Below are 22,341 nucleotides of genomic sequence, written 5' to 3' on the forward strand. Positions count from 1 at the left end.
CCCGTCCGCCCGGCCCGCGACTGTCACAATGGACGAACGTTTGTGCACCCATTCACAAAGCGACCCCCTCGCTCCCCTCGCACCCCCCGAAGGTGACCCGTGGACATCAAGACCGCCTCCGCCCTCCGCCGCCTGCGGCTGGTCTCGGCCCCCGAAGCCGTTTCCTTCCTCCTCCTCTTGGTCTGCTCGGTGCTGAAGCGGACCACGGACTTCAACGCGGTGCCCGTCATGGGCATGGTCCACGGTGTCCTCTTCATCCTCTACGTGATCTTCTGGGCGGACGCCTGGAACCGGGCCAAGTGGCCCGCGAAGACCGGCGTCCTCTACTTCGTCCTCTCCGTCCTGCCGACCGGCGGCTTCTTCGCCGAGCGCAAGCTGCGCCACGAGGCGGAGAACGCGGTCGACGCGGCCATCGCCGCCCGCGCCCGGCAGGAGCAGGGCCAGGGCCAGGACGGGGCGGTCAAGGCATGATCGTCGCCTTCTCCGTGACGCCCCTCGGTGTCGGTGAGGAGGTGGGGGAGTACGTCGCCGACGCCGTCCGCGTCGTCCGGGAATCCGGCCTCCCCAACCGCACCGACGCCATGTTCACGTCCATCGAGGGCGACTGGGACGAGGTCATGGACGTCGTCAGGCGTGCCGTCGCCGCCGTGGAGGAACGCGCGCCGCGTGTCTCCCTCGTCCTCAAGGCGGACATCCGCCAGGGTGTCACCGACGGTCTGACCTCCAAGGTCGAGACGGTGGAACGCCACCTCGCCCCCTGACCTCGTTCGTGGGGGTCGGACCGAAGGGCGAGACGGGGCTGACCACGATGTGACCGGCCGGTAAGGTCTGGTGCCGTGCCGAAGCCGCTCAGTCTCCCCTTCGACCCCATCGCACGCGCCGACGAACTGTGGAAGCAGCGCTGGGGAAACGTCCCGTCCATGGCCGCGATCACCTCGATCATGCGCGCGCAGCAGATCCTGCTCGCGGAGGTCGACGCGGTCGTGAAACCGTACGGTCTGACGTTCGCGCGGTACGAGGCGCTGGTGCTGCTCACGTTCTCCAAGGCGGGCGAGCTGCCGATGTCCAAGATCGGCGAGCGTCTGATGGTCCACCCGACGTCGGTGACGAACACGGTGGACCGCCTGGTGAAGTCGGGCCTGGTCGCCAGGCGCCCCAACCCGAACGACGGCCGCGGCACCCTCGCCACGATCACCGAGAAGGGCCGCGAGGCGGTCGACGCGGCGACCCGCGACCTGATGGCCATGGACTTCGGCCTCGGGACGTACGACGCGGAGGAGTGCGCGGAGATCTTCGCGCTGCTCCGGCCGTTGCGGGTGGCGGCGCGGGACTTCGCCGAGGAGTAAGCAGGGTCGCCGGGGTCGATCGGTGGCGTCGCCCGGGTGGGCGGGGTCGGCGGAAGATCGCCGGAAACGGGTGGTTACGCTCGTAGGCATGAAAAAGAGCGTGCTGACCCGCTATCGCGTCATGGCCTACGTCACCGGTGTCCTGCTGGTACTGCTGACCCTCGGTGTGTTCGCCAAGTACGCGTTGAAGCTCGACGGCGCCGACAGCTTCACCAGCGTCGTCGGTATCGCGCACGGTTGGCTGTACGTCGTGTACCTGGTATTCGCCTTCGACCTGGGCTCCAAGGCGAAGTGGCCGGTCAGCAAGCAGCTGTGGGTCCTGCTCGCCGGCACCATCCCCACGGCCGCGTTCTTCGTGGAGCGCAGGGTCAGCCGCGAACTGGCGGACCAGCTCGCGGAGCCGACGCCGGTGGCCGCCAAGGCATAGCAGTTACTGGCTGCCGTCGCCGCGCAGTCCCAGCAGCAGTACCCGCGTGAACGCCTCGGCCCATTCCGGGCCGACCGGCTCCGCGCTCACCAACGTGCGGTGCACCACCGCTCCCGCCACCATGTCGAAGATCAGGTCCACCGTGCGGGCGGCCTCCTCCGGGTCCGTTTCCGGGGGGAGTTCGCCGCGCCGCTGCGCGCGGGAGCGGCCTTCCAGGACCAGGCGCTTCTGCCGGTCCACGATCGAGGCGCGGATACGTTCGCGCAGCGCGTCGTCGCGCGTCGACTCCGCGACCACCGCCATCAGGCCGCTCTTCGTGTCCGGGCGCACCAGGATCGCCGCGAACTGGAGGACGACGCCCTCGATGTCGGCGGCGAGACTGCCTCGGTCGGGCATCTCCAGTTCGTCGAAGAGGACCGCCACCGCGTCGACGACCAGTTCGTTCTTTCCGGGCCACCGGCGGTAGAGGGTCGTTTTCGCCACTCCCGCGCGCGTGGCCACGTCCCCCAAGGTCAGCTTGGACCAGCCCAGTTCGATCAGGGCGTCCCGCGTCGCCGCCAGGATCGCCGCGTCCGCGGTGGCGCTGCGAGGGCGTCCCGTACGGCTGACGGGCGTGCGGCTCTGCATGGCACGACCATAACGGCGGTTCCTGCCAGGTGAGGCCGTGAGGGAGGTCACTCGGAGGCGCTTCCCACAGGCCCGCCCCTCCCGTTACGCTACGACCCGTAGCGAAAGCAGCGCCGGCCGCCCAGGCCCCTCTTTCACTACGCCTTTCACATGTGCGCGCCGAACGGGGGAGGATAGACGCATGCAGCCACGGAACATGTCCATGAGCGGGGTCGTCGACCTCGCCGCGGTGAAGGCGGCCCAGGAGGCCAAGTCGAAGGCGGAGCAGGCGCGAGCCGAAGCCGCCCGGCAGGGCGGGGGAGGTGCCGTCGCGCCGGCCGACCTCGTCATTGACGTCGATGAGGCCGGGTTCGAACTCGATGTCCTGCAGCGGTCCACCGAGGTGCCCGTCGTCATCGACTTCTGGGCCGAGTGGTGCGAGCCGTGCAAGCAACTGAGCCCCGTTCTCGAACGCCTGGCCCTCGAGTACAACGGCCGGTTCGTCCTCGCCAAGATCGACGTCGACGCCAACCAGATGCTGATGCAGCAGTTCGGCATCCAGGGGATTCCGGCCGTCTTCGCCGTCGTCGCCGGGCAGGCCCTGCCGCTCTTCCAGGGTGCCGCCGGTGAACAGCAGATCCGCGAGACCCTCGACCAGCTGGTGCAGGTCGCCGAGCAGCGCTTCGGCCTCACCGGCCTCGTCGTCGACGCGAACGCCGAACCCGGCGCCCAGCCCGTCGCGGCCCCCCAGGCCCCGGTGGGGCCCTACGACGCGCTCCTCGAAGCCGCTGTGCAGGCCCTGGACGCGGGGGACTTGGGCGGCGCGGTGCAGGCCTACAAGAACGTACTGAGTGACGACCCCGGCAACACGGAGGCCAAACTCGGGCTCGTGCAGGCCGAGTTGCTTCAGCGGGTGCAGGACGTCGACCCGCAGCAGGTGCGCAAGGACGCCGCCGAGAAGCCGGGGGACCCGACGGCGCAGATCGTCGCGGCCGACCTGGATCTGGTGGGCGGCCATGTCGAGGACGCGTTCGGGCGGCTCATCGAGACGGTGGCGCGTACGGCGGGCGACGACCGGGACACCGTACGGCTGCGGCTGCTGGAGCTGTTCGAGGTCGTCGGCGCGGATGACCCGCGGGTCGCGCTGGCCCGGCGGGCGCTGGCGAGGGCGTTGTTCTGAGCGGTCGGAGGGTGGTCGGACGGCGGCCGGGCCGGGTGACCGACGGGGTCGCTGATCGATCAGTGGCCTGACCTGTCGCTAAACACGGCGGCGGGTGTTGTCCAGGTGAAGAATTTGCCGATCATGTGCGCAAGCGGTCGCGCTTTACCAAATCTTGGTAAACGCGGCCGCTGTTACTTGGAGTAAGCCAAGGGCGTCGTGCTGTCGGAGTTGGGGCGGGAAGTGAACGTTTTGTCACCCCGCCGAAGGCCACCCAGCGTTGTCGAACAGCACCCACGGGTCGCCGCGCGGTTATCTGCCCGTTACTAGCCAGTAACGAACCCCCTTGTGCGGGCGGCCAGAATGCACCACGATCGGCGACGCTCGGTCCTATCCCGTACCCCGACAGCCAGTCGGGCGGACGGGAGTTGTTGGGTCCCCACCGGGCAGAGTCGGCGGCAGAGGCGCCGGCTCTCGGACAGGGGGGTCTTCGCCTTCCGGGTGGAGCCTGTCCGGCAAGGTTGTGCGTGATGTGCGTCAGGCGCGACCAGTGGTTGTCGCTCGGGGGTGATCGCCGGTGACTCGGGCGCTGTTCGCGCCGTCGAGCGCGGGCGCTCTCCTTCCCGAGGACGTAGCACTTCTCCCATCCCTGCCCGGTAGAGCCGCCGTCATTGGGGCAGCCAGGGCCAGGAGATGTACGTCCGAGAAGGAGGAAATATGGAGTCCCAGGTGCGTGGCGGGACAAGATGGAAGCGCTTCGCTGTGGTCATGGTGCCCAGCGTCGCCGCTACGGCATGTATAGGTGTTGCCCTCGCGCAGGGTGCTCTTGCCGCGTCGTTCAGCGTTTCTGGCCAGTCGTTTAAGGTCAGGGCTGACTACATCGAAGGCACGGGCTTCTCGCAGTACGGCGCCGTCGACATGGACGACTCGAAGAGCGAGAAGGGCACTCACCCGGTCGCGGTGTCGGCGTTCTCCGACGCGCGTATCCAGAACATGTGCCAGTCGGTCGTCACTCCGAAGATCCCGTTCTTCGGCACTGCCACGCTGGTGCTGAGTGCGGGCGACAGTGCCGACAAGGACAAGCAGGTCACTGCCAAGAACCTGTACATCGACGTCGAGCGCCTTGAGGCCGAGAAGGCCGTGTTCGGTGGCATGAACATCGGCGTCGCTGCCAAGTCTCTGGATAACCCGCCCATGAAGGGCGGCAAGGAGCTGTCGGACCCCAACGGATTCGGCCAGGACGCGGACCATGTGGACCTGTACGGAGTGAAGCAGACGGCGTGGGCCACCACCGCCGGAACCTTCACGCTGCCGGGTCTGAGCATGAAGGTACTCACGGGTACCCACGAGTGCTACTAAGCACTCGGTGACGGGTGGGGGAGGCCGTGAGGCGCCCCCACCCGCTCCACTCCGATCGGGTCTTCGCGCACCGCAGCCTGTCACCGGCGAACGACCCTCTCACCACAGCAACACCGCACCAGGGAGCTATTTCCATGAGCGCCGAGACTCCTGCCGCCCACAGTCTGCCCACTCGCTGGAGGCTGCGGTTCCGCGCCTGGCGGGGTTCGAGGCCGTTCTGGGCCGGCTTGTTTGTCATGATCGGCGGTGTCCCGATCATGTATTTCCCTTACGCGCACCTCACGCTCGGTCAGCTCACGATCCGCATGTCCACAACGGCCGGTGCGGGATCGCTGATCATCGGAGTCCTGCTCGTCGTCATGGGCATCAGTCTCTGGTTCCAGAAGCACGTACGGACCTTCGCCGGCACCGCCGCGATCCTGCTGGGACTGGTGTCCCTTCCGGTCTCCAACTTCGGCGGGTTCGTCATCGGCTTCCTGCTGGCCCTGGTCGGCGGCGCGCTGGCCATCGCCTGGGCGCCCGGTGAGCCGGAGTCGAACACGAAGTACGGAGAGCCAGCGGGCAACGGCGGCACGGATGCGGTCCGTGCCGCGGAGGCCCCGGTGTCCGCGGAGGCCACCGACGGAGCTGACCCGGTGGCTGAGGCGGGCGGACTGGACATGAGCAAGTCGAACGAGCCGTACGAGCCGAACGATCTGTCAGAAACGAGCCCGGTGAACGGGGCGAACGGGAGGCGCAGTGCCGGCTGACAAGGTGACCCACGGGACTGATGTGGAAGAGTCCCGCGGGCGAACCGGGCCGAGGCATGCGGCCCCGAGGAAGCCGCTGTTCACCAGGTTCCACATGCCTGCCGGAAAGGCGATAGCCCTGGCGGCGATGCCGACCGCGGTACTCATGGGCATGGGGTTCACGCCGACGCTCGCACGGGCCGATGGCCAGCCGACGACGAACAGCATGACGGCTGAGGAATACCAGAAGTGCGTCGAGGTGGTGACCGGCGCCGCGGACGGTACGGACACAGCGGCGACGCCCTCCACGTCCACCAGCTCCTCCCCCTCGTCGTCCGGCGGCGGAGACACGGAGCCGAAGCCGTCCCCCTCGGCCACGGACTCGGGCGCGGGTTCCTCGGGCGACTCGTCGGATTCAGGTTCCGACGACGCGACCGAGCCGACTCCGACGCCGTCCGTGAGCAAGACGACGTCCAGTGGCAGCACCGGCGGCGACAGCGACAAGGCCACGCCCACCCCCTCGGCGAGCGCGAGCGCGACCGAGGAGAGCGGCGGCCTGCTGGAGACCATCGGCGACGCGATCACGGGCATCTTCACGGGCGGCAGCGACTCGTCGAGCGACACGGCGTCCTCGACGGGCACCGAGTCGACGGAGACCAGCGAGGCCGCCGACAGCGCCACTCCGACGCCGACCGCGTCACCGGCGCCGACCGCGGAAGCGGCCGGCAAGGGCACGACCGGCAGCACCACGGTGAAGGACACGACGGCGAAGGTCACCGGAGTCCTCAAGGACACCGCCAAGGACACGACCAAGGCGTCCGAGACCACCACGGAGTCGGCCGAGAAGGCGGTCACCGCCGCCACCGCGTCCCCGAGCCCCTCGGCCAGTTCGAGCGTGGACCCGGACGACTGCCCCGCCGAAGCCACCGACGACGAGGGCGGCGTCGACAACTCGACCACGCTGCCCACCGACCCGTGGATCCTTCAGGCCAGTTCGCTGACGCTCAACGGCGCGGACTACCAGGGCATAGTCAAGGTGCGTACCGCCGACGGCACGGTCAAGGAGGTCCTCAAGTACGTGATCTCCGACGGCACGACGATCGGCGACCTGCATCAGACCTTTAAGGACCCTGTCTCGGGCAAGACCCACCACGCGCAGGCGGCCAAGGGTACGGACTCCACGATCAAGGGAGGCAAGACGATCATGTACACGGAAAGCATCTCCGGCAACCTGCTCGGCCTGATCCCCGTGACGTTCAGCCCGAAGAGCCCGCCGCCCCTGAACATCCCGTGGATCTACTTCACGAACGTGAAGGTCGTCCAGGCGGGCCAGTTCGGCGGCACCCTGACGATCCAGGGGCTGCACCAGTACACGACCTGAGCGTTCACAACCCCGTTCGGGAGCCGCACCGAGACCTGTGGCCCGGCCTTACCGCCTTTGGCGGGGGCCGGGCCACAGGTCTGTGCGGCGGCTGACGCCGCGGACCACGCGGTGCGGGTGGTCAGCTCTGCAGCGGTCGCGAACGCTTCAGCAACCGTTGCGCCAACCGCTGCGGCAGCCGAGAAGAAGGCTGACGTGAACGCCTAGAAGTACGACGTGCATGCGGGCACGAACGCCTTCTGCGCCAACACGCCGTGGGCTACACGATGCGGGCAAGGTACTGATCGTCCGGCCCTCCCCAAGAGCTGACATGGGAAGGAGAGACGTTTGAGAACCCAGATGAAGATGACCCGCGACGGCGAGCGTTCATCGCCGGGCTTACGCCCCGTCAGATGTCGGCGATCTCCGAGGCGCTGAGCCGTCTGATCGAGCAGGACTGCAGTGACACGGAGCTGACACAGTGGTCGGGGCGGGCCGGGAGACGATCGGCGCGCTCGTAGAACGCCTGGCCGGACGGCACACGGAGCCAGGCATTTCCGCCTCACCGTGGAGGAACTCCCCATGGTGCACAGCACGCTGACCGCCGTGCCCCTCAGGTTCACTTGGCGCGAAGGCGCCTTCCTGGAGGAGCCGTTCAATATCCGGCTAGGCTTCTACCGGGAGAACTTCGAGACCTTAGCGCATGTCGTCCTTCCGTGCGGCGGCCGAGGCGTGACACCCGGCGGCAGCAATTGACTGCGCGCGTTCCGAGGTAAAGCGCTTTCGAAGATGATCGGTTGTGTGAGATCTTCTTACTCGAACACTTATTTGCATCGGGGAGGGAGTTTCATGAGGACTCGGAAGACAGTGGCGCGGGCAGTGGCGACGGGGGCGTGCGCGGCCGGCCTGGTCGCCGCACTTCAGGGCCAGGCCTGGGCGGCCACGGTGAGTATCGAAGCGTCCGGCGGCGGCGGGTCCGCACAGTTCAACGGTGACACCAACACCTTCAGAGCCTGCGACACTGCGGCGGACGGCTGGGGGATCGAGGCTCGTCTCCGTTTCCCGGCCGCCGACAACAAGCCGGACTTGGTGGTCGACACCCGCGGTCACGCCGCCACCTACTGCACCCCCTGGAAAGGCGGCCTCACCGAGGGTAAGTCGTACCGCATGTTCGTCACGCCGGTGGTGGGAGACGTTAGAGGTCAGTCGATATACATCGACGTCCGCGCCTGATGCATGTGTGAAGCGTCCTGTACGGCGTTGAGGGGTTTCCCTGTGACCAAACGCTGTTTGTTCAGTTCGTCCCGCTGAGTTTCGACTCCTCGGCGGGCCAAGTCGTGCGTCGTCGGCTGACGCCTCGGCGCTGCGGACATACAAGGTGAGGGCGGCACCCCGCATCGCGGGTGCCGCCCTCACCTTGTCACTTATGGTCCAGTATCGAACGCGACTCGAACTCGAAGCAGGCAGTTCCGCTGATCAGCCGGCCTGCTGGCAGACGCCGGGCAGCCCGACCGGCCCGGCCCAGCCGGAACGGCTGCGGTCCTCTCGGCAGGACTGGCCCATCATCACGCTCTTGCGTCGAGGCAGTCGCAATTGTCGGCGCAGTAGTACTGAGCCCCCACGGTTGCCTCTCTTGAAGTGGCTGGCGTGGGGCGGGCCCGTGGGTGTTCCGATGAGGCGGCGAGGGTAGGGGGTGGCGTCAGCAACCGCCCGGCTTCCACGTCACCTCCCAGCCCCCGCTCCCGCGAACTCCCGGGCCCCTGCCCAAGGCAGTACAGCCCACATCCGCGTCCCACCCCCGGGCTCCCGCGCCTCCCCGAACCCCCACTCCCCGCCGCACCCCTCCACCACGCACCCCAGCACCCGCAACGCATCCCCCCTCCGCTCATCGCAAGCCGCAGCCAGCCGGGGATGCACATGCCGACGGTGCCCGTCATAGAGCACCACCTGCAGCTCTCCCTCCCACCACCGCAGCGACACGTACACCGACGCATCCGCAGCGAACCGGAAAGCACACGCTGTCAGCTCCCCCACCACCTGCACCGCAGCGTCCGCCATCTCCTCCAGCCCATGCGTCTGGAGAACAACCCGAGTCGTAGCCCGGGCCACCCACGAACTCACCGCCTCGGCAGGCAGGTTGAAGCCGTACGTGAGCGTGTCCGGGGAGGGCGGCGGAGTCTTCGTGAGGTCGGTCGAGATGGGGCAGGCCGAGGCGGCGAGTGATCCGGGCATGACGAACTCCCTTGCTGGACAACGGACTTGACTGTGCTGACGTACGCCCCGACCAGTGGCCTGTCTCCCTGGTGCGAGCGTGCCCCTCCCAGGGAAGGAGAAGGCGGGCAGGCTCGCGCGATGCGCTTCCGTGTAATGCCGGGGGGTAAGCGACCTGTCACCAATTGTAAGGCTCGATGGGGAACGTGTGCCACATACTCTTGCTCATTGCCTCCATCGAAGTGGACCAGTACACGGTGAACGCGGCAGACTGGCCCTGACCAACCGGGGAGGAAGGTGCAGATGCCGACACGGCCCGCGCCGACAGAACGTCAGAAGCGCCTGGGCGCCGAGTTGCGCAAGATGCGGCTCGGGGCTGGCCGGACCACGGAGTACGCCGCCGGGCTACTCGGACTGGACCGGACGAAGGTCTCCAACATGGAGTCGGGCGTGCGGGCCACCTCGCCCGAGCGGATCCGGATACTCGCCAGCAACTACGACTGCGCGGACGAGGCCTACGTCAACGCGCTCATCGCCCTCGCCGACTCGCGCCGTCGCGGCTGGTGGGAGAGGTATAGGGGCACTCTCCCCCAAGGGCTCCTTGATGTCGCTGAGTTGGAGTGGTTCGCCACCCGACTGCGCAGTTACCAGACCGTGCACATTCCCGGCCTGCTCCAACTCGGCAGTTACGCCCGGGCCGTTTTCAACTCGGCCCTGCCCCCGCTGCCCAAGTCCGAGGTTGAACTACGCGTCGTGCAACGCCTGCAACGCCAGCAGGTCCTCGACCGCGACAATCCCGGCGACTACATCGCGTACGTGCATGAGTGGGCGCTGCGTATGCAGTTCGGCGGGCGCCGTTCCACCCGAGAGCAGCTCACCCACCTGTGCGAGGCATCCGAGCGCAAGCATGTCGACGTGCGAGTGCTCCCTGTCGAGGCCGGAGCTTTCCCCGGTGCCGGGCACGCCGTTCTGTACGCCGACGGGGCCGTCCCTCAACTGGACACCGTGCAACTGGACTCCGCTCACGGCGGCGAGTTCACGCACGCCGATTCCCAACTCGCCAAGTACCGCGCTCACATGGACTGGTGGCACGCCCACACGCTGAGCCCTCAGGACTCGCGCGACCTCATCCACGCCATCGCCCAGCAACTTTAAGGAGAGCCGCCGTGCCCGAGATCACCTGGGAAGAGCCCTTCTGTGCCGAAGGAAACAACTGCTTCCGCATAGGCACCGACCCCACCGGCAACTCCTACATCGCCATCGCAGGTCAGGAAGACACGTACCTCACCGACACCCGAGAAGCCCTCCGCACCCTCATCCAGGACATCAAGGCCGGTAAAGCCGACCACCTCCTGTGACCGGGGTTCCGAGACCTGTTGCCGTGCGCGATTCACCGTCCTACTGCGGGTCCTCCGCCGAGTCGGGTGAACCCTGGTGCTGGGGAGGTGCCTGCTGGATCGGGTGGAGTTTGACCTCTCGCTCCTCCGGTAGCCAATCGGCGTCGTCCTGGCCGAGTTGGATCGCGGCGGCGACCAGCTTTGCCGAGTCGATGTGGCGGGCGCCGTCTTCGTCCGGGTCCGGGTTCATCACCGCGTCGGTGATCGGTACCGAGACGTACCGCTCCTCAACGACCGTACGTCGCAGCCTTACCGACACCGAATAGGTCGCCATGATCTCCCCCGTATACGTTGCTCGCCGTTCCCGGCAGGTCGAACGCCAACCTATGGCACCTTCCGGAGTTTGACCCGGAAACACCGAGGGCGCCCCCTGTCGCAGGGGACGCCCTCACAGCCGTACAGACAACTTCACGTCAGGCGTGTTCGCCCTCGCCCAGGTGGTGCACCCGGACCATGTTCGTCGTGCCCGGGACGCCGGGCGGGGAGCCGGCCGTCATGACGACGACCTCGCCCACGTTGAAGCGGCCGAGCTTCAGCATCTCCTGGTCGACCAGGGAGACCATCTCGTCCGTGCTGTTGACGAACGGGACGACGTACGAGTCGACGCCCCAGCTCAGGGACAGCTGGTTGCGGGTGCCCTCGTCGGTGGTGAAGGCGACGATCGGCTGGGCCGCGCGGTAGCGGGAGAGGCGGCGGGCCGTGTCGCCGGACTTGGTGAAGGCCACCAGGCCCTTGCCGCCGAGGAAGTCGGCGATCTCGCAGGCCGCGCGGGCGACCGAGCCGCCCTGCGTCTTCGGCTTCTTGCCGGGGACGAGAGGCTGGAGGCCCTTGGAGAGGAGCTCCTCCTCCGCCGCGACGACGATCTTCGACATCGTGCGGACCGTTTCGAGCGGGAAGGCGCCGACCGAGGACTCGGCGGACAGCATGACCGCGTCCGCGCCGTCCAGGATCGCGTTCGCCACGTCGGACGCCTCGGCGCGCGTCGGGCGGGAGTTGGTGATCATCGACTCCATCATCTGGGTCGCGACGATCACCGGCTTGGCGTTGCGCCGGCACAGCTCCACCAGGCGCTTCTGCACCATCGGGACCTTCTCGAGGGGGTACTCGACGGCGAGGTCACCGCGGGCCACCATCACACCGTCGAAGGCCGCCACGACGGCGTCCATGTTGTCCACCGCCTGCGGCTTCTCCACCTTGGCGATGACCGGGACGCGGCGACCCTCCTCGTCCATGATCTTGTGGACGTCGTCCACGTCACCGGCGTCGCGGACGAACGACAGGGCGACCAGGTCGCAGCCCATGCGCAGGGCGAAGCGCAGGTCGTCAATGTCCTTCTCGGAGAGGGCCGGGACGTTCACGGCCGTGCCGGGCAGGTTGATGCCCTTGTGGTCCGAGATGACGCCGCCCTCGATGACGATCGACTTCACCCGCGGACCCTCGACGTCCAGGACCTTCAGCTCGACGTTGCCGTCGTTGATCAGGATCTGGTCGCCGGCCGACACATCACCCGGAAGGCCCTTGTACGTCGTACCGCAGATGGTCTTGTCACCGGGGACGTCCTCGGTGGTGATCACGAACTCGTCGCCCCGCACCAGCTCGACGGGGCCCTCCGCGAAGGTCTCCAGACGGATCTTCGGGCCCTGCAGGTCGGCCAGGACGCCGATCGCTCGGCCCGTCTCCTTGGCGGCGGCCCGGACCCGGTCGTACCGGCCCTGGTGCTCGGCGTGCGAGCCGTGGCTGAAGTTGAACCGGGCCACGTTCATGCCGGCCTCGATCAGCGAGACGAGCATTTCATGGGAGTCGACCGCGGGGCCGAGAGTACAAACGATTTTCGAACGGCGCATGGGGCGATCCTATCGGTTTGTTTCGCTTCGGAATATTCCGCCTGGTGGACGACGTAGAAGCATGGACTGGACACAAAGGGGCGGGATAGCGCTCAGGTGAGGCTCTTCCGGCGTAGTCGGCCATTGTCATCCCAATGTTCGTCCAATATCCGTTAAGTGTCTTCAGTTGTCCGTTCTCGCCGTTCCCACCAGCGCGTACGTCTGTGTCGCGATCTCCAGCTCCTCGTCCGTCGGTACGACGGCCACCGCGACCCGGGAGCCCGCGGGGGAGATCAGCCGGGCCTCCTGGCTCCGTACGGCGTTCAGGGCGCCGTCCACGGCCGCCCCGAGGCCCTCCAGGCCCGCCACCGCCGCCTCGCGCACCGGCGCCGCGTTCTCGCCGACTCCGGCCGTGAACGCGATGGCGTCCACCCGGCCGAGTACCGCGTAATAGGCGCCGATGTACTTCTTCAGACGGTGGATGTAGATGTCGAAGGCCAGCCGGGCCGCCGGGGCGTCCGCGCCGCCCTCGTCGATACGGCGGCGGATTTCCCGCATGTCGTTGTCTCCGCACAGACCGAGCAGGCCGCTCTTCTTGTTGAGAAGAGTGTCGATCTCGTCCGTGGACATTCCGCCAACACGCGTCAAATGGAAGATGACAGCCGGGTCCAGGTCACCGGAGCGGGTTCCCATGACCAGCCCCTCCAATGGCGTCAGCCCCATGGAGGTGTCCACACACCTGCCGCCCGTAACGGCCGACGCGGACGCCCCGTTGCCCAGGTGCAGCACGATCACGTTCACGTCCTCGGGCGCCCGCCCCAGGAGTCGGGCCGTCTCCCGCGACACGTACGCGTGGGACGTGCCGTGGAACCCGTACCGCCTGATGCGGTACTTGTCGGCCGTCGCGACGTCGATGGCGTAGCGCGCCGCCGACTCCGGCATCGTGGTGTGGAAGGCCGTGTCGAAGACCGCGACCTGGGGGAGGTCGGGGCGGAGCGACTGGGCGGTACGGATGCCGGTCAGGTTCGCCGGGTTGTGCAGCGGGGCCACCGGGATCAGGCGCTCGATCTCCGCGAGGACCGTGTCGTCGACGACCGTCGGCTCGGTGAAGGACTGGCCGCCGTGCACGACCCGGTGGCCGATGGCCGCCAACTCCGGTGAGTCCAGGCCGAGTTCATCACTCGCCAACTCCTCCGCGACCGCCTTCAGCGCGGCCTCGTGGTCGGCGATCGGGCCCGTGCGCTCACGGGACGCGCCGCCGGTCGCCAGCGGGGTGTGCTTCAGGCGGGACGTCTCCTCGCCGATGCGTTCCACCAGGCCCACGGCGAGCCGGCTGCTGTCGCGCATGTCGAGCAGCTGGTACTTCAGCGAGGACGAGCCGGAGTTGAGGACGAGGACGCGGGTCGCGGTCACTGCGCGGATGCCTTTTCCGTAGAGGTAGAGGTAGAGGTAGACGTGGAGGTGGTGTTGGCGGTCTGGGCCTGGATCGCCGTGATCGCGACCGTCGTGACGATGTCCGGGACCAGGGCGCCCCGGGACAGGTCGTTGACCGGCTTGCGCAGGCCCTGGAGGACCGGGCCGACGGCGATCGCGCCGGCCGAACGCTGCACGGCCTTGTAGGTGTTGTTGCCGGTGTTGAGGTCCGGGAAGATCAACACGCTTGCCTGGCCCGCGACTTCGGAGCCGGGCAGCTTCGTGGCGGCCACGGTCGGTTCCACGGCCGCGTCGTACTGGATCGGCCCCTCGATACGGAGGTCAGGGCGCCGGGAGCGCACCAGCTCCGTCGCCTCCCGCACCTTGTCGACATCGGCGCCCGAACCCGACGTACCCGTCGAGTACGACAGCATCGCTATCCGGGGCTCCACACCGAACTGCTCGGCGGTGGCCGCCGATTGGATGGCGATATCGGCCAACTGCTCGGCGTTCGGGTCGGGGTTGACCGCGCAGTCGCCGTACACCAGGACCTTGTCGGCCAGGCACATGAAGAAGACCGAGGAGACGATCGAGGCCTCCGGCTTGGTCTTGATGATCTCGAAGGCCGGGCGGATCGTCGCGGCCGTGGAGTGGACGGAGCCCGACACCATGCCGTCGGCGAGGCCCTCCTGGACCATCAGGGTGCCGAAGTAGTTGACGTCCGAGACGACGTCGTAGGCCAGCTCGACCGTGACGCCCCGGTGGGCGCGGAGCTGGGCGTACTTCTCGGCGAACCGGTCCCGCAGCTCGGAGGTGTACGGGTCGATCAACTGGCAGCTGCCGAGGTCGATGCCCAGGTCGGCCGCCTTCTTGCGGATGCCGTCGACCGGGCCGAGCAGCGTCAGGTCGCACACGCCCCGGCGCAGCAGCACCTCGGCGGCGTGCAGGACGCGTTCCTCGGTGCCCTCGGGGAGGACGACCCGGCGCTTGTCGGCGCGGGCTCGTTCGAGGAGCTTGTGCTCGAACATCATCGGCGTGACCCGGTCGCTGCTGGGCGCGGAGACCCGCTTGAGCAGCTCCGCCGTGTCGACGTGACGCTCGAAGAGGCCCAGCGCCGTCTCCGCCTTGCGCGGGGTGGCCGCGTTCAACTTCCCCTCCAGGGAGAAGAGTTGGGCGGCGGTGGGGAAGCTGGTGCCGGCCACGGAGATGACCGGGGTGCCGGGCGCCAGCCGGGCGGCGAGGGTGAGGACCTCGGTGCTGGGGCGCTCGTTCAGGGTCAGCAGGACGCCCGCGATGGGCGGCGTACCGGCGCTGTGCGCGGCCAGGGAGCCGACGACCAGGTCGGCGCGGTCACCGGGGGTGACGACCAGGCAGCCGGGGGTCAGCGCGGTCAGGAAGTTGGGCAGCATCGCGCCGCCGAAGACGAAGTCCAGCGCGTCACGGGCGAGGCCCGACTCGTCGCCGAGGAGCACCTTGCCGCCGAGCGCGTGGGTGATCTGGGCGACCGTCGGCGCGGCGAGGGCGGGCTCGTCGGGGAGGACGTAACAGGGCACGGGGAGACGGGAGCCGAGGCCCTCGGCTATGCCGGCGCGGTCCTCGCGGGCGACGCGGTTGGCGACCATGGCGAGGACGTCGCAGCCCAGCGCCTCGTACGCGCGGTACGCGTTGCGGGTCTCCGCGAGCACCGACTCGGCGGTCTGGTCCCGTCCGCCGACGACCGCGACGACGGACGCGCCGAACTCGTTCGCGAGGCGGGCGTTGAGGGCCAGCTCGTCCGGGAACTGGGTGTCGGCGAAGTCGGTGCCGAGGACCAGGACGACGTCGTACTCGCGGGCGACGCGCAGGAAGCGGTCGACGAGGGTGGAGACGAGCTCGTCGGTGCCCTGCTCGGCCTGGAGCGCGGACGCCTCCGGGTAGTCCATGCCGTAGACGGTCGCCGGGTCCTGGGAGAGGCGGTAGCGGGCGCGCAGCAGCTCGAAGAGACGGTCCGGGTTGTCGTGCACCAGGGGGCGGAACACGCCCACCCGGTCGACCTGCCGGGTCAGGAGTTCCATGACTCCCAGCTCGACGACCTGGCGGCCGTCGCCCCGGTCGATCCCGGTCACGTACACGCTGCGGGTCGTCACGCGTGCTCTCCGTTTCAGCTGAATTGTTCGGGCGTCTTGACAGTACCCGCGCCGCTGGTCACGGCACCGGTCAGCTCGGTGCGGGGCGGTCAGGATCGAGGGTCCGGCCGGGGCGTGGAACAATTGGAGTGGCTCACAGGTATCAAAAGCGATCAGAACGATCAGAGCCAACACGGCTGTCATAGCCAACAGGGCTGTCAGAGCCGGCACCGCGGTCACAACGATCACAGCGAGCAGGAGACACAGCACGATGCGTATCGGAGTTCTCACCGCAGGCGGCGACTGCCCCGGCCTGAACGCAGTGATCCGGTCGGTCGTCCACCGGGCCGTCACGCAGTTCGACGACGAGGTCATCGGCTTCGAGGACGGTTACGCGGGGCTGCTCGACGGCCGCTACCGCACTCTCGACCTCGACGACGTCAGCGGCATCCTCGCCCGCGGCGGCACCATCCTCGGCTCCTCCCGTCTCCAGCGCGACCGGCTGCGCGAGGCCTGCGAGAACGCCTCCGACATGATCCACGAGTTCGGTATCGACGCGCTGATCCCGATCGGCGGCGAGGGCACGCTGACGGCGGCCCGGATGCTGAGTGACGCGGGCCTGCCGGTGGTCGGCGTCCCCAAGACGATCGACAACGACATCTCGGCGACCGACCGTACGTTCGGCTTCGACACGGCGGTGGGCGTCGCCACGGAGGCGATGGACCGCCTCAAGACCACCGCCGAGTCGCATCAGCGCGTGATGGTCGTCGAGGTCATGGGCCGGCACGCGGGCTGGATCGCCCTGGAGTCCGGCATGGCGGCCGGCGCCCACGGCATCTGCCTCCCCGAGCGAGCCTTCGACCCCGCGCACCTCGTGAAGATGGTCGAGGAGAGGTTCGCGCGCGGCAAGAAGTTCGCGGTCATCTGCGTCGCCGAGGGCGCGCACCCCGCCGAGGGCACCATGGACTACGGCCACGGCGCGATCGACCAGTTCGGCCACGAGCGCTTCCAGGGCATCGGCACGGCACTGGCGTACGAGCTGGAACGACGGCTCGGCAAGGAGGCCAAGCCGGTCATCCTCGGCCACATCCAGCGCGGCGGCACGCCCACCGCGTACGACCGTGTCCTCGCGACCCGGTTCGGCTGGCACGCGGTGGAGGCCGCGCACCAGGGCCAGTTCGGGCGGATGACGGCACTGCGCGGGACGGACGTGGTGATGGTGCCGCTGGCGGAGGCGGTCATGGAGCTGAAGACGGTCCCGAAGGACCGGATGGACGAGGCGGAGTCGGTTTTCTAGCCGCTGGATGAGACGGGGCGAGGAAACCAACAGGGCGCGGGACCCGAGCGGCCTGAGGGTCTGAGGGGCTGAGGTTTCAGGGAGCACCGCTCTCGACCCTCGCCCAGAAGTGCTCCACGATCCGGTCGAGGAAGTCGCGTCCGATGTGGCTCGCCCGGGTCGCCGCTGAGCCGTCCGCCCAGGTCAGGGTGGCGGCCAGCTGACCCTGGTAGTAGCGGTGCAGCTCCTGGAGGGTGCCCTCCAGGACGCGCCGGTTCAGCGGCACCATCTTGTTGACGGGACGGACGTACGCCTGCCAGCGCGTCGTGACCGCGCTGCGCAGCAGGCCGGCGAGCCTGCCGTCGAGGCCCGTGAGGGTGATGAAGTCGGGGAGCGAGAGTTCGAGTACCTCGGCGAGAATCGCGGACTGCCGCTCGGTGCCGCGCCACTCGCCGCTCTCCTCCATCCGTGCGTAGACGAGGAGTTCGAGCCCGACGGCCCGGGCGACGTCCTCGGCGCTGAGCCCACGTGCGGCGCGGTGCTCGCGCAAGGTGTGCGGGTGGCCTATGAGTTCGTAGGGCGCACACCACAACACCCCTGCGAGAGCGGTGAGTTCGCTCGCTCCCGGGGCCATGATGTTGCGTTCCCAGGCGATCACGTGGTCGGGCGTGATGTAGGGCAGCCCGTACGAGACCCGCATCCCGTACGCGACGTGCTCGGGGCCCATTCCGAGGGCCAGGCGGAGTCTGCGGGCGGCGTGGGCGTCGAAGGGCGGGGTCGGCGGCATGGGCGGTGGGGACGGAACTGGGGGACGGCGCACGCGCCACAAGCTAGGGGTACGGGGCGGCGGTGACTACGTTCTGTTCAGCCACAATCACAGATTGTAGGAAGCTACGGCTGGGCGGGGGTTCCGGGGGTGAGGTGGGTGGTACTCCGGGCTGGCTGAAAGCTGTGGCGTGACGGGTGGGCGGTGACACGGCCGGAGTTCTCCGCGGCGGGGATCATGCGAACGGCAAGGTGGCGGGGCATATGCGTGCGTGTCCGTCGGTCGTACGTGCGGTGTCGGGGTGCTTCGGGGTTGGCGGGCGCCGTCGAGTGTGAGGGCGGGTGTCGAAGACCCGTGCGGTACGGTCGGGGGCTCGGCCGGGTGAGTAACTGGCCAGTACTGACGAGTAGTTGCGGCGCGATCCTTGCGGTGCGGGGGTGGCGGACACGGTGAGGCCGGGTGGGCGGCCTCGGAGGGTGGTGGTCGTGTGAGCGGCAAGGCGGAGCAGGGGCAGGAAGCAGGGACAGAGGCAGGATCAGGATCAGGGGTGCAGAAGGTGGAGGGGCATGTACGGGAGCGGCTGCTGGCCCCGAACTTCTGGCACCTCGCGACGGTCGGCGCCGACGGCATGCCGCAGGTGTCGCCGATGTGGGTGGACATGGAGGGCGACCACGTCATGGTCAACACGGCCATCGGCCGAGTGAAGGAGGAGAACCTCCGCCGCAATCCGAACGTCTCCCTCTCCCACCACGACCCCGAGAACCCGTACGACCGTGCGGAGATCCGTGGGCGCGTGGTGCGGTTCGTGGAGGGCGAGGAGGCGGAACGCTCCATGGACCGGCTCACCAAGAAGTACATCGGCGAGGACCGGTATCCGTGGCTGCTGCCGGGGGAGCGGCGCGTGATGCTGCTCATCGAGGTGACGCGGGTGCGGCGGGTTGTGGGGGTGGAGCCGTTTCGGCCGGGGGTGCTGCCTGAGGTGTAGGCGTGGGGTGGACGTGGGGGGTCGGCCGCCGTCAGAGGAGGTGGTCTGCCTTGCCGGCCTTGATGTCCTGGATGAGGGTGCGGCGGGCTTCGCGGGTGTCGGTGCCTATGCGGAAGCAGTTGTTGCCCTCGGCGCAGTAGGGCTCTTCCCAGGTGATGTCGGGCAACGTGACTCTTCGGAGTTGGCGTCCGATGGTGGAGCCGGGGGTGGGACTCGGATGTGGGCTGTGTTGCCTTGGGCAGGGACTTGGGAGTTTGCGGGGTTGGGCGCTGGGAGGGCGTGACGCCGGGGTGGGGCGGGTGTTATTGCTGCTCATTGGCCCAGGTGCGGGCCTGGTCGGCTTTGGCGGTGTCGCTTGCCTGGGTGTAGGCGTCGGCGGCCTGGAGCCAGAAGGCACGGGCCTCCGTGGAGCGGTCGGCGGCCTCATGGATGAGGGCGAGGTTGTGGAAGACGTGGCCCGTGTTGTGCCAGTCCTCGAACTCCCGGTAGCCCTCCAGCGCCGTCCCATACACCTCAACCGCCTCCGCCACCCCGTCCGCCTCATCCAAAGCGTTGCCGAGGCCGTGCCACGCCATGGCCTCGCGGTGGCGGTCCCCGGCAGCCTGGTACAGGTCGCGGGCGCGGGTGTGCGCCTCGATCGCCTCCGCCACACGGCCCGCCACCTGAAGAGCGATGCCGAGGTTGTTCCATGCGTCGGCCTCGCCTTGGCCGTCCCCGGGGGCTTGGTGCAGGTCACGGGCGCGGGTGTGCGCCTCGACCGCCTCCGCCACCCGGCCAGCCTCCCGCAGGTCAAGGCCGAGGTTGTTCCACGCCATGGCCTCGCGGTGGCGGTCCCCGACAGCCTGGTGCAGGTCGCGGGCGCGGGTGTGCGCCTCGATCGCCTCCGCCACCCGTCCCGCCTCCTGAAGGGCGTTGCCGAGGTTGTTCCACGCCATGGCCTCGCCCTCGCCGTCCCCGGCGCGGACGGCCGCCTCCAGACCAGCCCGGCCCACCCCGACCCAGTCATCGAAATACCGCCGCCAGTGCAGGTAGCCCCCCAGACATGCGGCAAGCCGCCCGGCCATGTCCGCATACCGCTCCCGCTCTCCCCACCCCACCGCAGCCACCAGACCAGCACGCTCCCCATCCAGCCACCCCAACGCCTCCCCCCGCCCCCCGAACCACCCCGGCACCGGCAACCCCGGCAACCACCGCATCAACCAGTCATCAGCCGCACCCGCCAACGCGTAATAGAAGGCCAGCACTCGCCCCCGCGCCTCTTCCCCCTCCTCCGCCAACCCCGCATCCCCCGCCACCACACCCACCCCGAACACCCTCACCAAGTCATGCAACCGCCATCGCACGTCGGCATCCGAACCGTCGTCAGCCCTGACCGGGGTGACGAGGTGCGTGGCGGCCAGGTCCTCCAAGAGGCTCAGGGAGGTCTCCGTGTCGAGGTCGGTCAGGGCGGCTACCGCCTCCGTGCCGGTGTCCGGGCCCGGGGCGAGGGCGAGCAGGCGTAGCAGGCGGGCCTGGTCGGGTGGGAGGCGGTGGTACGAGGTCTCCAGGATCGGGCGGAGGGCGAGGGAGCGGCCGTACAGGTCGGTGCCTCGGGTGCCGTTGTCCAGTACGGCAGTCGGGTCCTCGGCCTGCTTGATCTCGGTCACCAGGGAGGCGATACCGCGGTGACGGCGGCGGCGCAGCATCGCGGCGGCGATCTGGAGGGCGAGCGGCAAGTGGCCGCAGACGGCGCTCAGTTCGTGGAGGGCGTCCGGTTCGCGGGCCGGGCGGTCGTCGCGTTCGTCGGCGTCGTGGAGGGCGCGGGTGATGAGCGCTGCGGAGTCCTCCGGTGGGAGCGCCTCCAGGTCGATGAGGCGGACGCCGGTGAGGGAGTCAGGGCGGTCGCGGGAGGTGATCAGTACCCGGTGGTGGTCCGTGCCGGGGAGCAGAGGGAGGTACTGGGCCGGGTCCGAGGCGTTGTCCAGGATCAGCAGCGTGCGGTCAGGCCGCTCGGCGAGGAGTTGGCGGTAGGCGTCGTACTGGCGTGCGGTGGATGGCGGTAGATCCGGGCCACGTACGCCGAGGGCGTCGAGCAGGGCCAGGACCGCCTGGTCGGCGGTGACCGGGTCGTCGTCGTAGCCGCGTAGGTCGACGAAGAGCGTGCCGCCGGGAAACCAGGCCTGCGCGTAGGCCTGGTGTGCCGCCTCGACGGCAAGCGCCGTCTTGCCGATGCCGCCCATGCCTGTGACGGCGAAGATGAGGAGAGGGAGCGCGGCGGCACCGTTCGGGGCGGGATCGAGGTGCGGCAGCAGGCGGCCCAGTTCTGCCGATCGGCCTGTGAAGCCGAAGGGGCGGGGCGGGAGGGTGGCGGTCGCCAAGGGGACCGGGCCGTGGGAGTGGAGTCCTGCGCCGAGTTTCGCGTGCGGGCTATCGTCCGTCGCCGTCGGGGCGGTGTCCGACTTGCTTTGCGATGAAGGTGCCGTTGAAGGTTCCGCCCCGGAAGTCGAGGTGGTCTCCTCCGTACGTGGAGCCGCGAAAAGGACCCTCCCGAGGGTCGGTGGCCGCCTGGCCGGGCACAGGCTTCGGCTCCAGCTCGCGGAGTACGGCGATCGCCGCCTCGGCCGCGTTCGCGGCGGCCCGGGGCTGCGAACCCTTCGCGTCCGCACGGGACTTGTCCGCGTCGGCCTTGTCGCTGATACCTCGGATGATCAACGCGCCCGCCTCACCGGCGAGCTGCACCGCGTGGGCTACTCCGGAGCTCTCCATCTCGATGGCGACGGCGTCGTTGTAGTTCGTCCGGATGCGCTGGGCGAGCTCGGAGTCGCTGTCCGCGAGGACGACGTCTCCCACGGCGATCGGCTTGAAGTGGGCTTTGCCGCGCAGCGCTTCCTTGGCCGCCTGCTCCAGGCGGTGCGAGGCGCGCCAGGCTTCCGGGCGGGTGAGGAAACCGTCGGGGGTCTGCTTGCCGCCGTGGATCGCGTACACCTTGGTCGCGACCACGACATCACCGATCGCGATGTCGTCCTTCAGGCCGCCCGCGACGCCGACGAAGATCACGGCCTCGGGGTCGAGCCAGGTCAGCACGCGCTCGGTGAGCGTGGCTGCCGTGAGTGTGCCCTCGCCCATGTCGACCAGGGCCACCTGCCAGGGCGTGCCGGCGAGTTGGCCTCGCTTGGCCTTGGTGCCGTAGCGCGGGTGGGTGAGCTTCTCGAGGTCAGTGAGGTGGGCGAGTACGGCGTCGTATTCGAGCGACAGTGCGGTGAGGACCGCCACCGTGGGTTTTGTCTCCGGCACGCTTCCAAGGTACTGCCAAGGCGCCTGTGTGGAGCGTGTGTTGGAGTGGTGGGGTGCGGCGTACCGTGATGTCACGCGAGGCTCGAAGGCGGTGCCTCGGAGGCGGT

General features: G+C 68.8%; 23 protein-coding genes. 14 read left to right on the plus strand and 9 right to left on the minus strand.

Annotated features, from left to right (window positions below; all coding sequences use genetic code 11):
- The first annotated feature begins 99 nt into the window (after positions 1-99).
- From OG241_RS38735 to OG241_RS38750, 4 genes are all read left to right on the plus strand, one after another.
- A complete protein-coding gene (locus tag OG241_RS38735; RefSeq protein ID WP_405822244.1) occupies positions 100-471 on the plus strand; it encodes a DUF3817 domain-containing protein in 372 nt (123 codons plus the stop codon).
- A complete protein-coding gene (locus OG241_RS38740; protein ID WP_405822246.1) occupies positions 468-761 on the plus strand; it encodes an MTH1187 family thiamine-binding protein in 294 nt (97 codons plus the stop codon). The genes OG241_RS38735 and OG241_RS38740 overlap by 4 nt, the downstream gene beginning before the upstream one ends.
- Positions 762-836: 75 nt before the next feature.
- Positions 837-1,346 carry a MarR family winged helix-turn-helix transcriptional regulator gene (locus tag OG241_RS38745; protein ID WP_405822248.1) on the plus strand — a complete coding sequence of 170 codons (510 nt, stop codon included), beginning with the start codon at positions 837-839 and terminating at the stop codon, positions 1,344-1,346.
- 88 nt (positions 1,347-1,434) lie between these two features.
- On the plus strand, positions 1,435-1,773 hold the full coding sequence (locus tag OG241_RS38750) for a DUF3817 domain-containing protein (RefSeq protein ID WP_405822250.1): 339 nt from the start codon (positions 1,435-1,437) through the stop codon (positions 1,771-1,773).
- Positions 1,774-1,776: 3 nt separating this feature from the next.
- On the opposite strand, the gene OG241_RS38755 is transcribed toward OG241_RS38750, so the two are convergent.
- Positions 1,777-2,400, minus strand: a complete 624-nt coding sequence (locus OG241_RS38755) for a TetR/AcrR family transcriptional regulator (RefSeq protein ID WP_405822251.1) — start codon at positions 2,398-2,400, stop codon at positions 1,777-1,779.
- 181 nt (positions 2,401-2,581) lie between these two features.
- Here OG241_RS38755 and OG241_RS38760 point away from each other — a divergent pair, with 181 nt between their 5' ends.
- The 8 genes from OG241_RS38760 (at position 2,582) to OG241_RS38795 (ending at position 10,554) form a co-directional block, all read left to right on the plus strand.
- Entirely contained in the window at positions 2,582-3,559 is a 978-nt protein-coding gene (locus tag OG241_RS38760) for a tetratricopeptide repeat protein (protein WP_405822253.1), read from the plus strand.
- A gap of 696 nt (positions 3,560-4,255) precedes the next feature.
- On the plus strand, positions 4,256-4,897 hold the full coding sequence (locus OG241_RS38765; protein ID WP_405822255.1) for a DUF6230 family protein: 642 nt from the start codon (positions 4,256-4,258) through the stop codon (positions 4,895-4,897).
- A 134-nt stretch (positions 4,898-5,031) separates the two neighbouring features.
- The gene (locus OG241_RS38770; protein ID WP_405822257.1) at positions 5,032-5,646 is read left to right on the plus strand and encodes a DUF6114 domain-containing protein; all 615 of its coding nucleotides are present in this window, start codon (positions 5,032-5,034) and stop codon (positions 5,644-5,646) included.
- Positions 5,636-7,006 carry a hypothetical protein gene (locus tag OG241_RS38775; protein WP_405822259.1) on the plus strand — a complete coding sequence of 457 codons (1,371 nt, stop codon included), beginning with the start codon at positions 5,636-5,638 and terminating at the stop codon, positions 7,004-7,006. The genes OG241_RS38770 and OG241_RS38775 overlap by 11 nt, the downstream gene beginning before the upstream one ends.
- A gap of 561 nt (positions 7,007-7,567) precedes the next feature.
- Entirely contained in the window at positions 7,568-7,741 is a 174-nt protein-coding gene (locus OG241_RS38780; RefSeq protein ID WP_405822260.1) for a hypothetical protein, read from the plus strand.
- A gap of 93 nt (positions 7,742-7,834) precedes the next feature.
- Positions 7,835-8,218, plus strand: a complete 384-nt coding sequence (locus OG241_RS38785) for a hypothetical protein (RefSeq protein WP_405822262.1) — start codon at positions 7,835-7,837, stop codon at positions 8,216-8,218.
- Between the two features lie 1,281 nt (positions 8,219-9,499).
- The gene (locus OG241_RS38790) at positions 9,500-10,351 is read left to right on the plus strand and encodes a helix-turn-helix domain-containing protein (RefSeq protein ID WP_405822264.1); all 852 of its coding nucleotides are present in this window, start codon (positions 9,500-9,502) and stop codon (positions 10,349-10,351) included.
- A gap of 11 nt (positions 10,352-10,362) precedes the next feature.
- Positions 10,363-10,554: a hypothetical protein gene (locus OG241_RS38795; protein ID WP_405822266.1), complete on the plus strand. Its 192-nt coding sequence runs from the start codon at positions 10,363-10,365 to the stop codon at positions 10,552-10,554.
- A gap of 40 nt (positions 10,555-10,594) precedes the next feature.
- Here the strand turns inward: OG241_RS38795 and OG241_RS38800 are convergent, their stop codons facing one another.
- The 4 genes from OG241_RS38800 to pta form a co-directional block, all read right to left on the minus strand.
- Positions 10,595-10,867 (minus strand): hypothetical protein, encoded by a 273-nt coding sequence (locus tag OG241_RS38800; protein WP_405822268.1) that lies wholly within the window; start codon positions 10,865-10,867, stop codon positions 10,595-10,597.
- Between the two features lie 139 nt (positions 10,868-11,006).
- Positions 11,007-12,437 carry a pyruvate kinase gene (pyk, locus tag OG241_RS38805; RefSeq protein ID WP_405822270.1) on the minus strand — a complete coding sequence of 477 codons (1,431 nt, stop codon included), beginning with the start codon at positions 12,435-12,437 and terminating at the stop codon, positions 11,007-11,009.
- A 162-nt stretch (positions 12,438-12,599) separates the two neighbouring features.
- The gene (locus OG241_RS38810) at positions 12,600-13,829 is read right to left on the minus strand and encodes an acetate kinase (protein WP_405822272.1); all 1,230 of its coding nucleotides are present in this window, start codon (positions 13,827-13,829) and stop codon (positions 12,600-12,602) included.
- Positions 13,826-15,955 (minus strand): phosphate acetyltransferase, encoded by a 2,130-nt coding sequence (gene pta / locus OG241_RS38815; protein WP_405822274.1) that lies wholly within the window; start codon positions 15,953-15,955, stop codon positions 13,826-13,828. The genes OG241_RS38810 and pta overlap by 4 nt, the downstream gene beginning before the upstream one ends.
- A gap of 250 nt (positions 15,956-16,205) precedes the next feature.
- Here pta and OG241_RS38820 point away from each other — a divergent pair, with 250 nt between their 5' ends.
- Entirely contained in the window at positions 16,206-17,231 is a 1,026-nt protein-coding gene (locus tag OG241_RS38820) for an ATP-dependent 6-phosphofructokinase (RefSeq protein WP_405822276.1), read from the plus strand.
- A 76-nt stretch (positions 17,232-17,307) separates the two neighbouring features.
- Here the strand turns inward: OG241_RS38820 and OG241_RS38825 are convergent, their stop codons facing one another.
- Positions 17,308-17,997 carry a helix-turn-helix domain-containing protein gene (locus OG241_RS38825; protein WP_405822278.1) on the minus strand — a complete coding sequence of 230 codons (690 nt, stop codon included), beginning with the start codon at positions 17,995-17,997 and terminating at the stop codon, positions 17,308-17,310.
- Positions 17,998-18,523: 526 nt separating this feature from the next.
- Here OG241_RS38825 and OG241_RS38830 point away from each other — a divergent pair.
- Positions 18,524-18,961 carry a PPOX class F420-dependent oxidoreductase gene (locus tag OG241_RS38830; RefSeq protein WP_405822279.1) on the plus strand — a complete coding sequence of 146 codons (438 nt, stop codon included), beginning with the start codon at positions 18,524-18,526 and terminating at the stop codon, positions 18,959-18,961.
- Positions 18,962-18,992: 31 nt separating this feature from the next.
- On the opposite strand, the gene OG241_RS38835 is transcribed toward OG241_RS38830, so the two are convergent.
- From OG241_RS38835 to OG241_RS38845, 3 genes are all read right to left on the minus strand, one after another.
- On the minus strand, positions 18,993-19,127 hold the full coding sequence (locus OG241_RS38835; RefSeq protein ID WP_405822281.1) for a hypothetical protein: 135 nt from the start codon (positions 19,125-19,127) through the stop codon (positions 18,993-18,995).
- A gap of 136 nt (positions 19,128-19,263) precedes the next feature.
- A complete protein-coding gene (locus OG241_RS38840) occupies positions 19,264-21,180 on the minus strand; it encodes a tetratricopeptide repeat protein (protein ID WP_405826674.1) in 1,917 nt (638 codons plus the stop codon).
- A gap of 187 nt (positions 21,181-21,367) precedes the next feature.
- Positions 21,368-22,234, minus strand: coding sequence for a nucleosidase (locus OG241_RS38845; protein ID WP_405822283.1), 867 nt, complete (start codon positions 22,232-22,234; stop codon positions 21,368-21,370).
- Positions 22,235-22,341: the final 107 nt, after the last annotated feature.

The sequence above is a fragment of the Streptomyces sp. NBC_01390 genome (assembly GCF_045040105.1).
Classification (GTDB): domain Bacteria; phylum Actinomycetota; class Actinomycetes; order Streptomycetales; family Streptomycetaceae; genus Streptomyces.

Excerpts from the sequence above, each read along its gene's own strand:
- OG241_RS38740 (WP_405822246.1), top strand. The coding sequence starts at position 468 with ATGATCGTCGCCTTCTCCGTGACGCCCCTCGGTGTCGGTGAGGAGGTG.
- OG241_RS38750 (WP_405822250.1), top strand. The coding sequence starts at position 1,435 with ATGAAAAAGAGCGTGCTGACCCGCTATCGCGTCATGGCCTACGTCACC.
- OG241_RS38755 (WP_405822251.1), bottom strand. The coding sequence starts at position 2,400 with ATGCAGAGCCGCACGCCCGTCAGCCGTACGGGACGCCCTCGCAGCGCC.
- OG241_RS38760 (WP_405822253.1), top strand. The coding sequence starts at position 2,582 with ATGCAGCCACGGAACATGTCCATGAGCGGGGTCGTCGACCTCGCCGCG.
- OG241_RS38765 (WP_405822255.1), top strand. The coding sequence starts at position 4,256 with ATGGAGTCCCAGGTGCGTGGCGGGACAAGATGGAAGCGCTTCGCTGTG.
- OG241_RS38770 (WP_405822257.1), top strand. The coding sequence starts at position 5,032 with ATGAGCGCCGAGACTCCTGCCGCCCACAGTCTGCCCACTCGCTGGAGG.
- OG241_RS38780 (WP_405822260.1), top strand. The coding sequence starts at position 7,568 with ATGGTGCACAGCACGCTGACCGCCGTGCCCCTCAGGTTCACTTGGCGC.
- OG241_RS38785 (WP_405822262.1), top strand. The coding sequence starts at position 7,835 with ATGAGGACTCGGAAGACAGTGGCGCGGGCAGTGGCGACGGGGGCGTGC.
- OG241_RS38790 (WP_405822264.1), top strand. The coding sequence starts at position 9,500 with ATGCCGACACGGCCCGCGCCGACAGAACGTCAGAAGCGCCTGGGCGCC.
- OG241_RS38800 (WP_405822268.1), bottom strand. The coding sequence starts at position 10,867 with ATGGCGACCTATTCGGTGTCGGTAAGGCTGCGACGTACGGTCGTTGAG.
- pyk (WP_405822270.1), bottom strand. The coding sequence starts at position 12,437 with ATGCGCCGTTCGAAAATCGTTTGTACTCTCGGCCCCGCGGTCGACTCC.
- OG241_RS38820 (WP_405822276.1), top strand. The coding sequence starts at position 16,206 with ATGCGTATCGGAGTTCTCACCGCAGGCGGCGACTGCCCCGGCCTGAAC.
- OG241_RS38825 (WP_405822278.1), bottom strand. The coding sequence starts at position 17,997 with ATGCCGCCGACCCCGCCCTTCGACGCCCACGCCGCCCGCAGACTCCGC.
- OG241_RS38840 (WP_405826674.1), bottom strand. The coding sequence starts at position 21,180 with ATGGGCGGCATCGGCAAGACGGCGCTTGCCGTCGAGGCGGCACACCAG.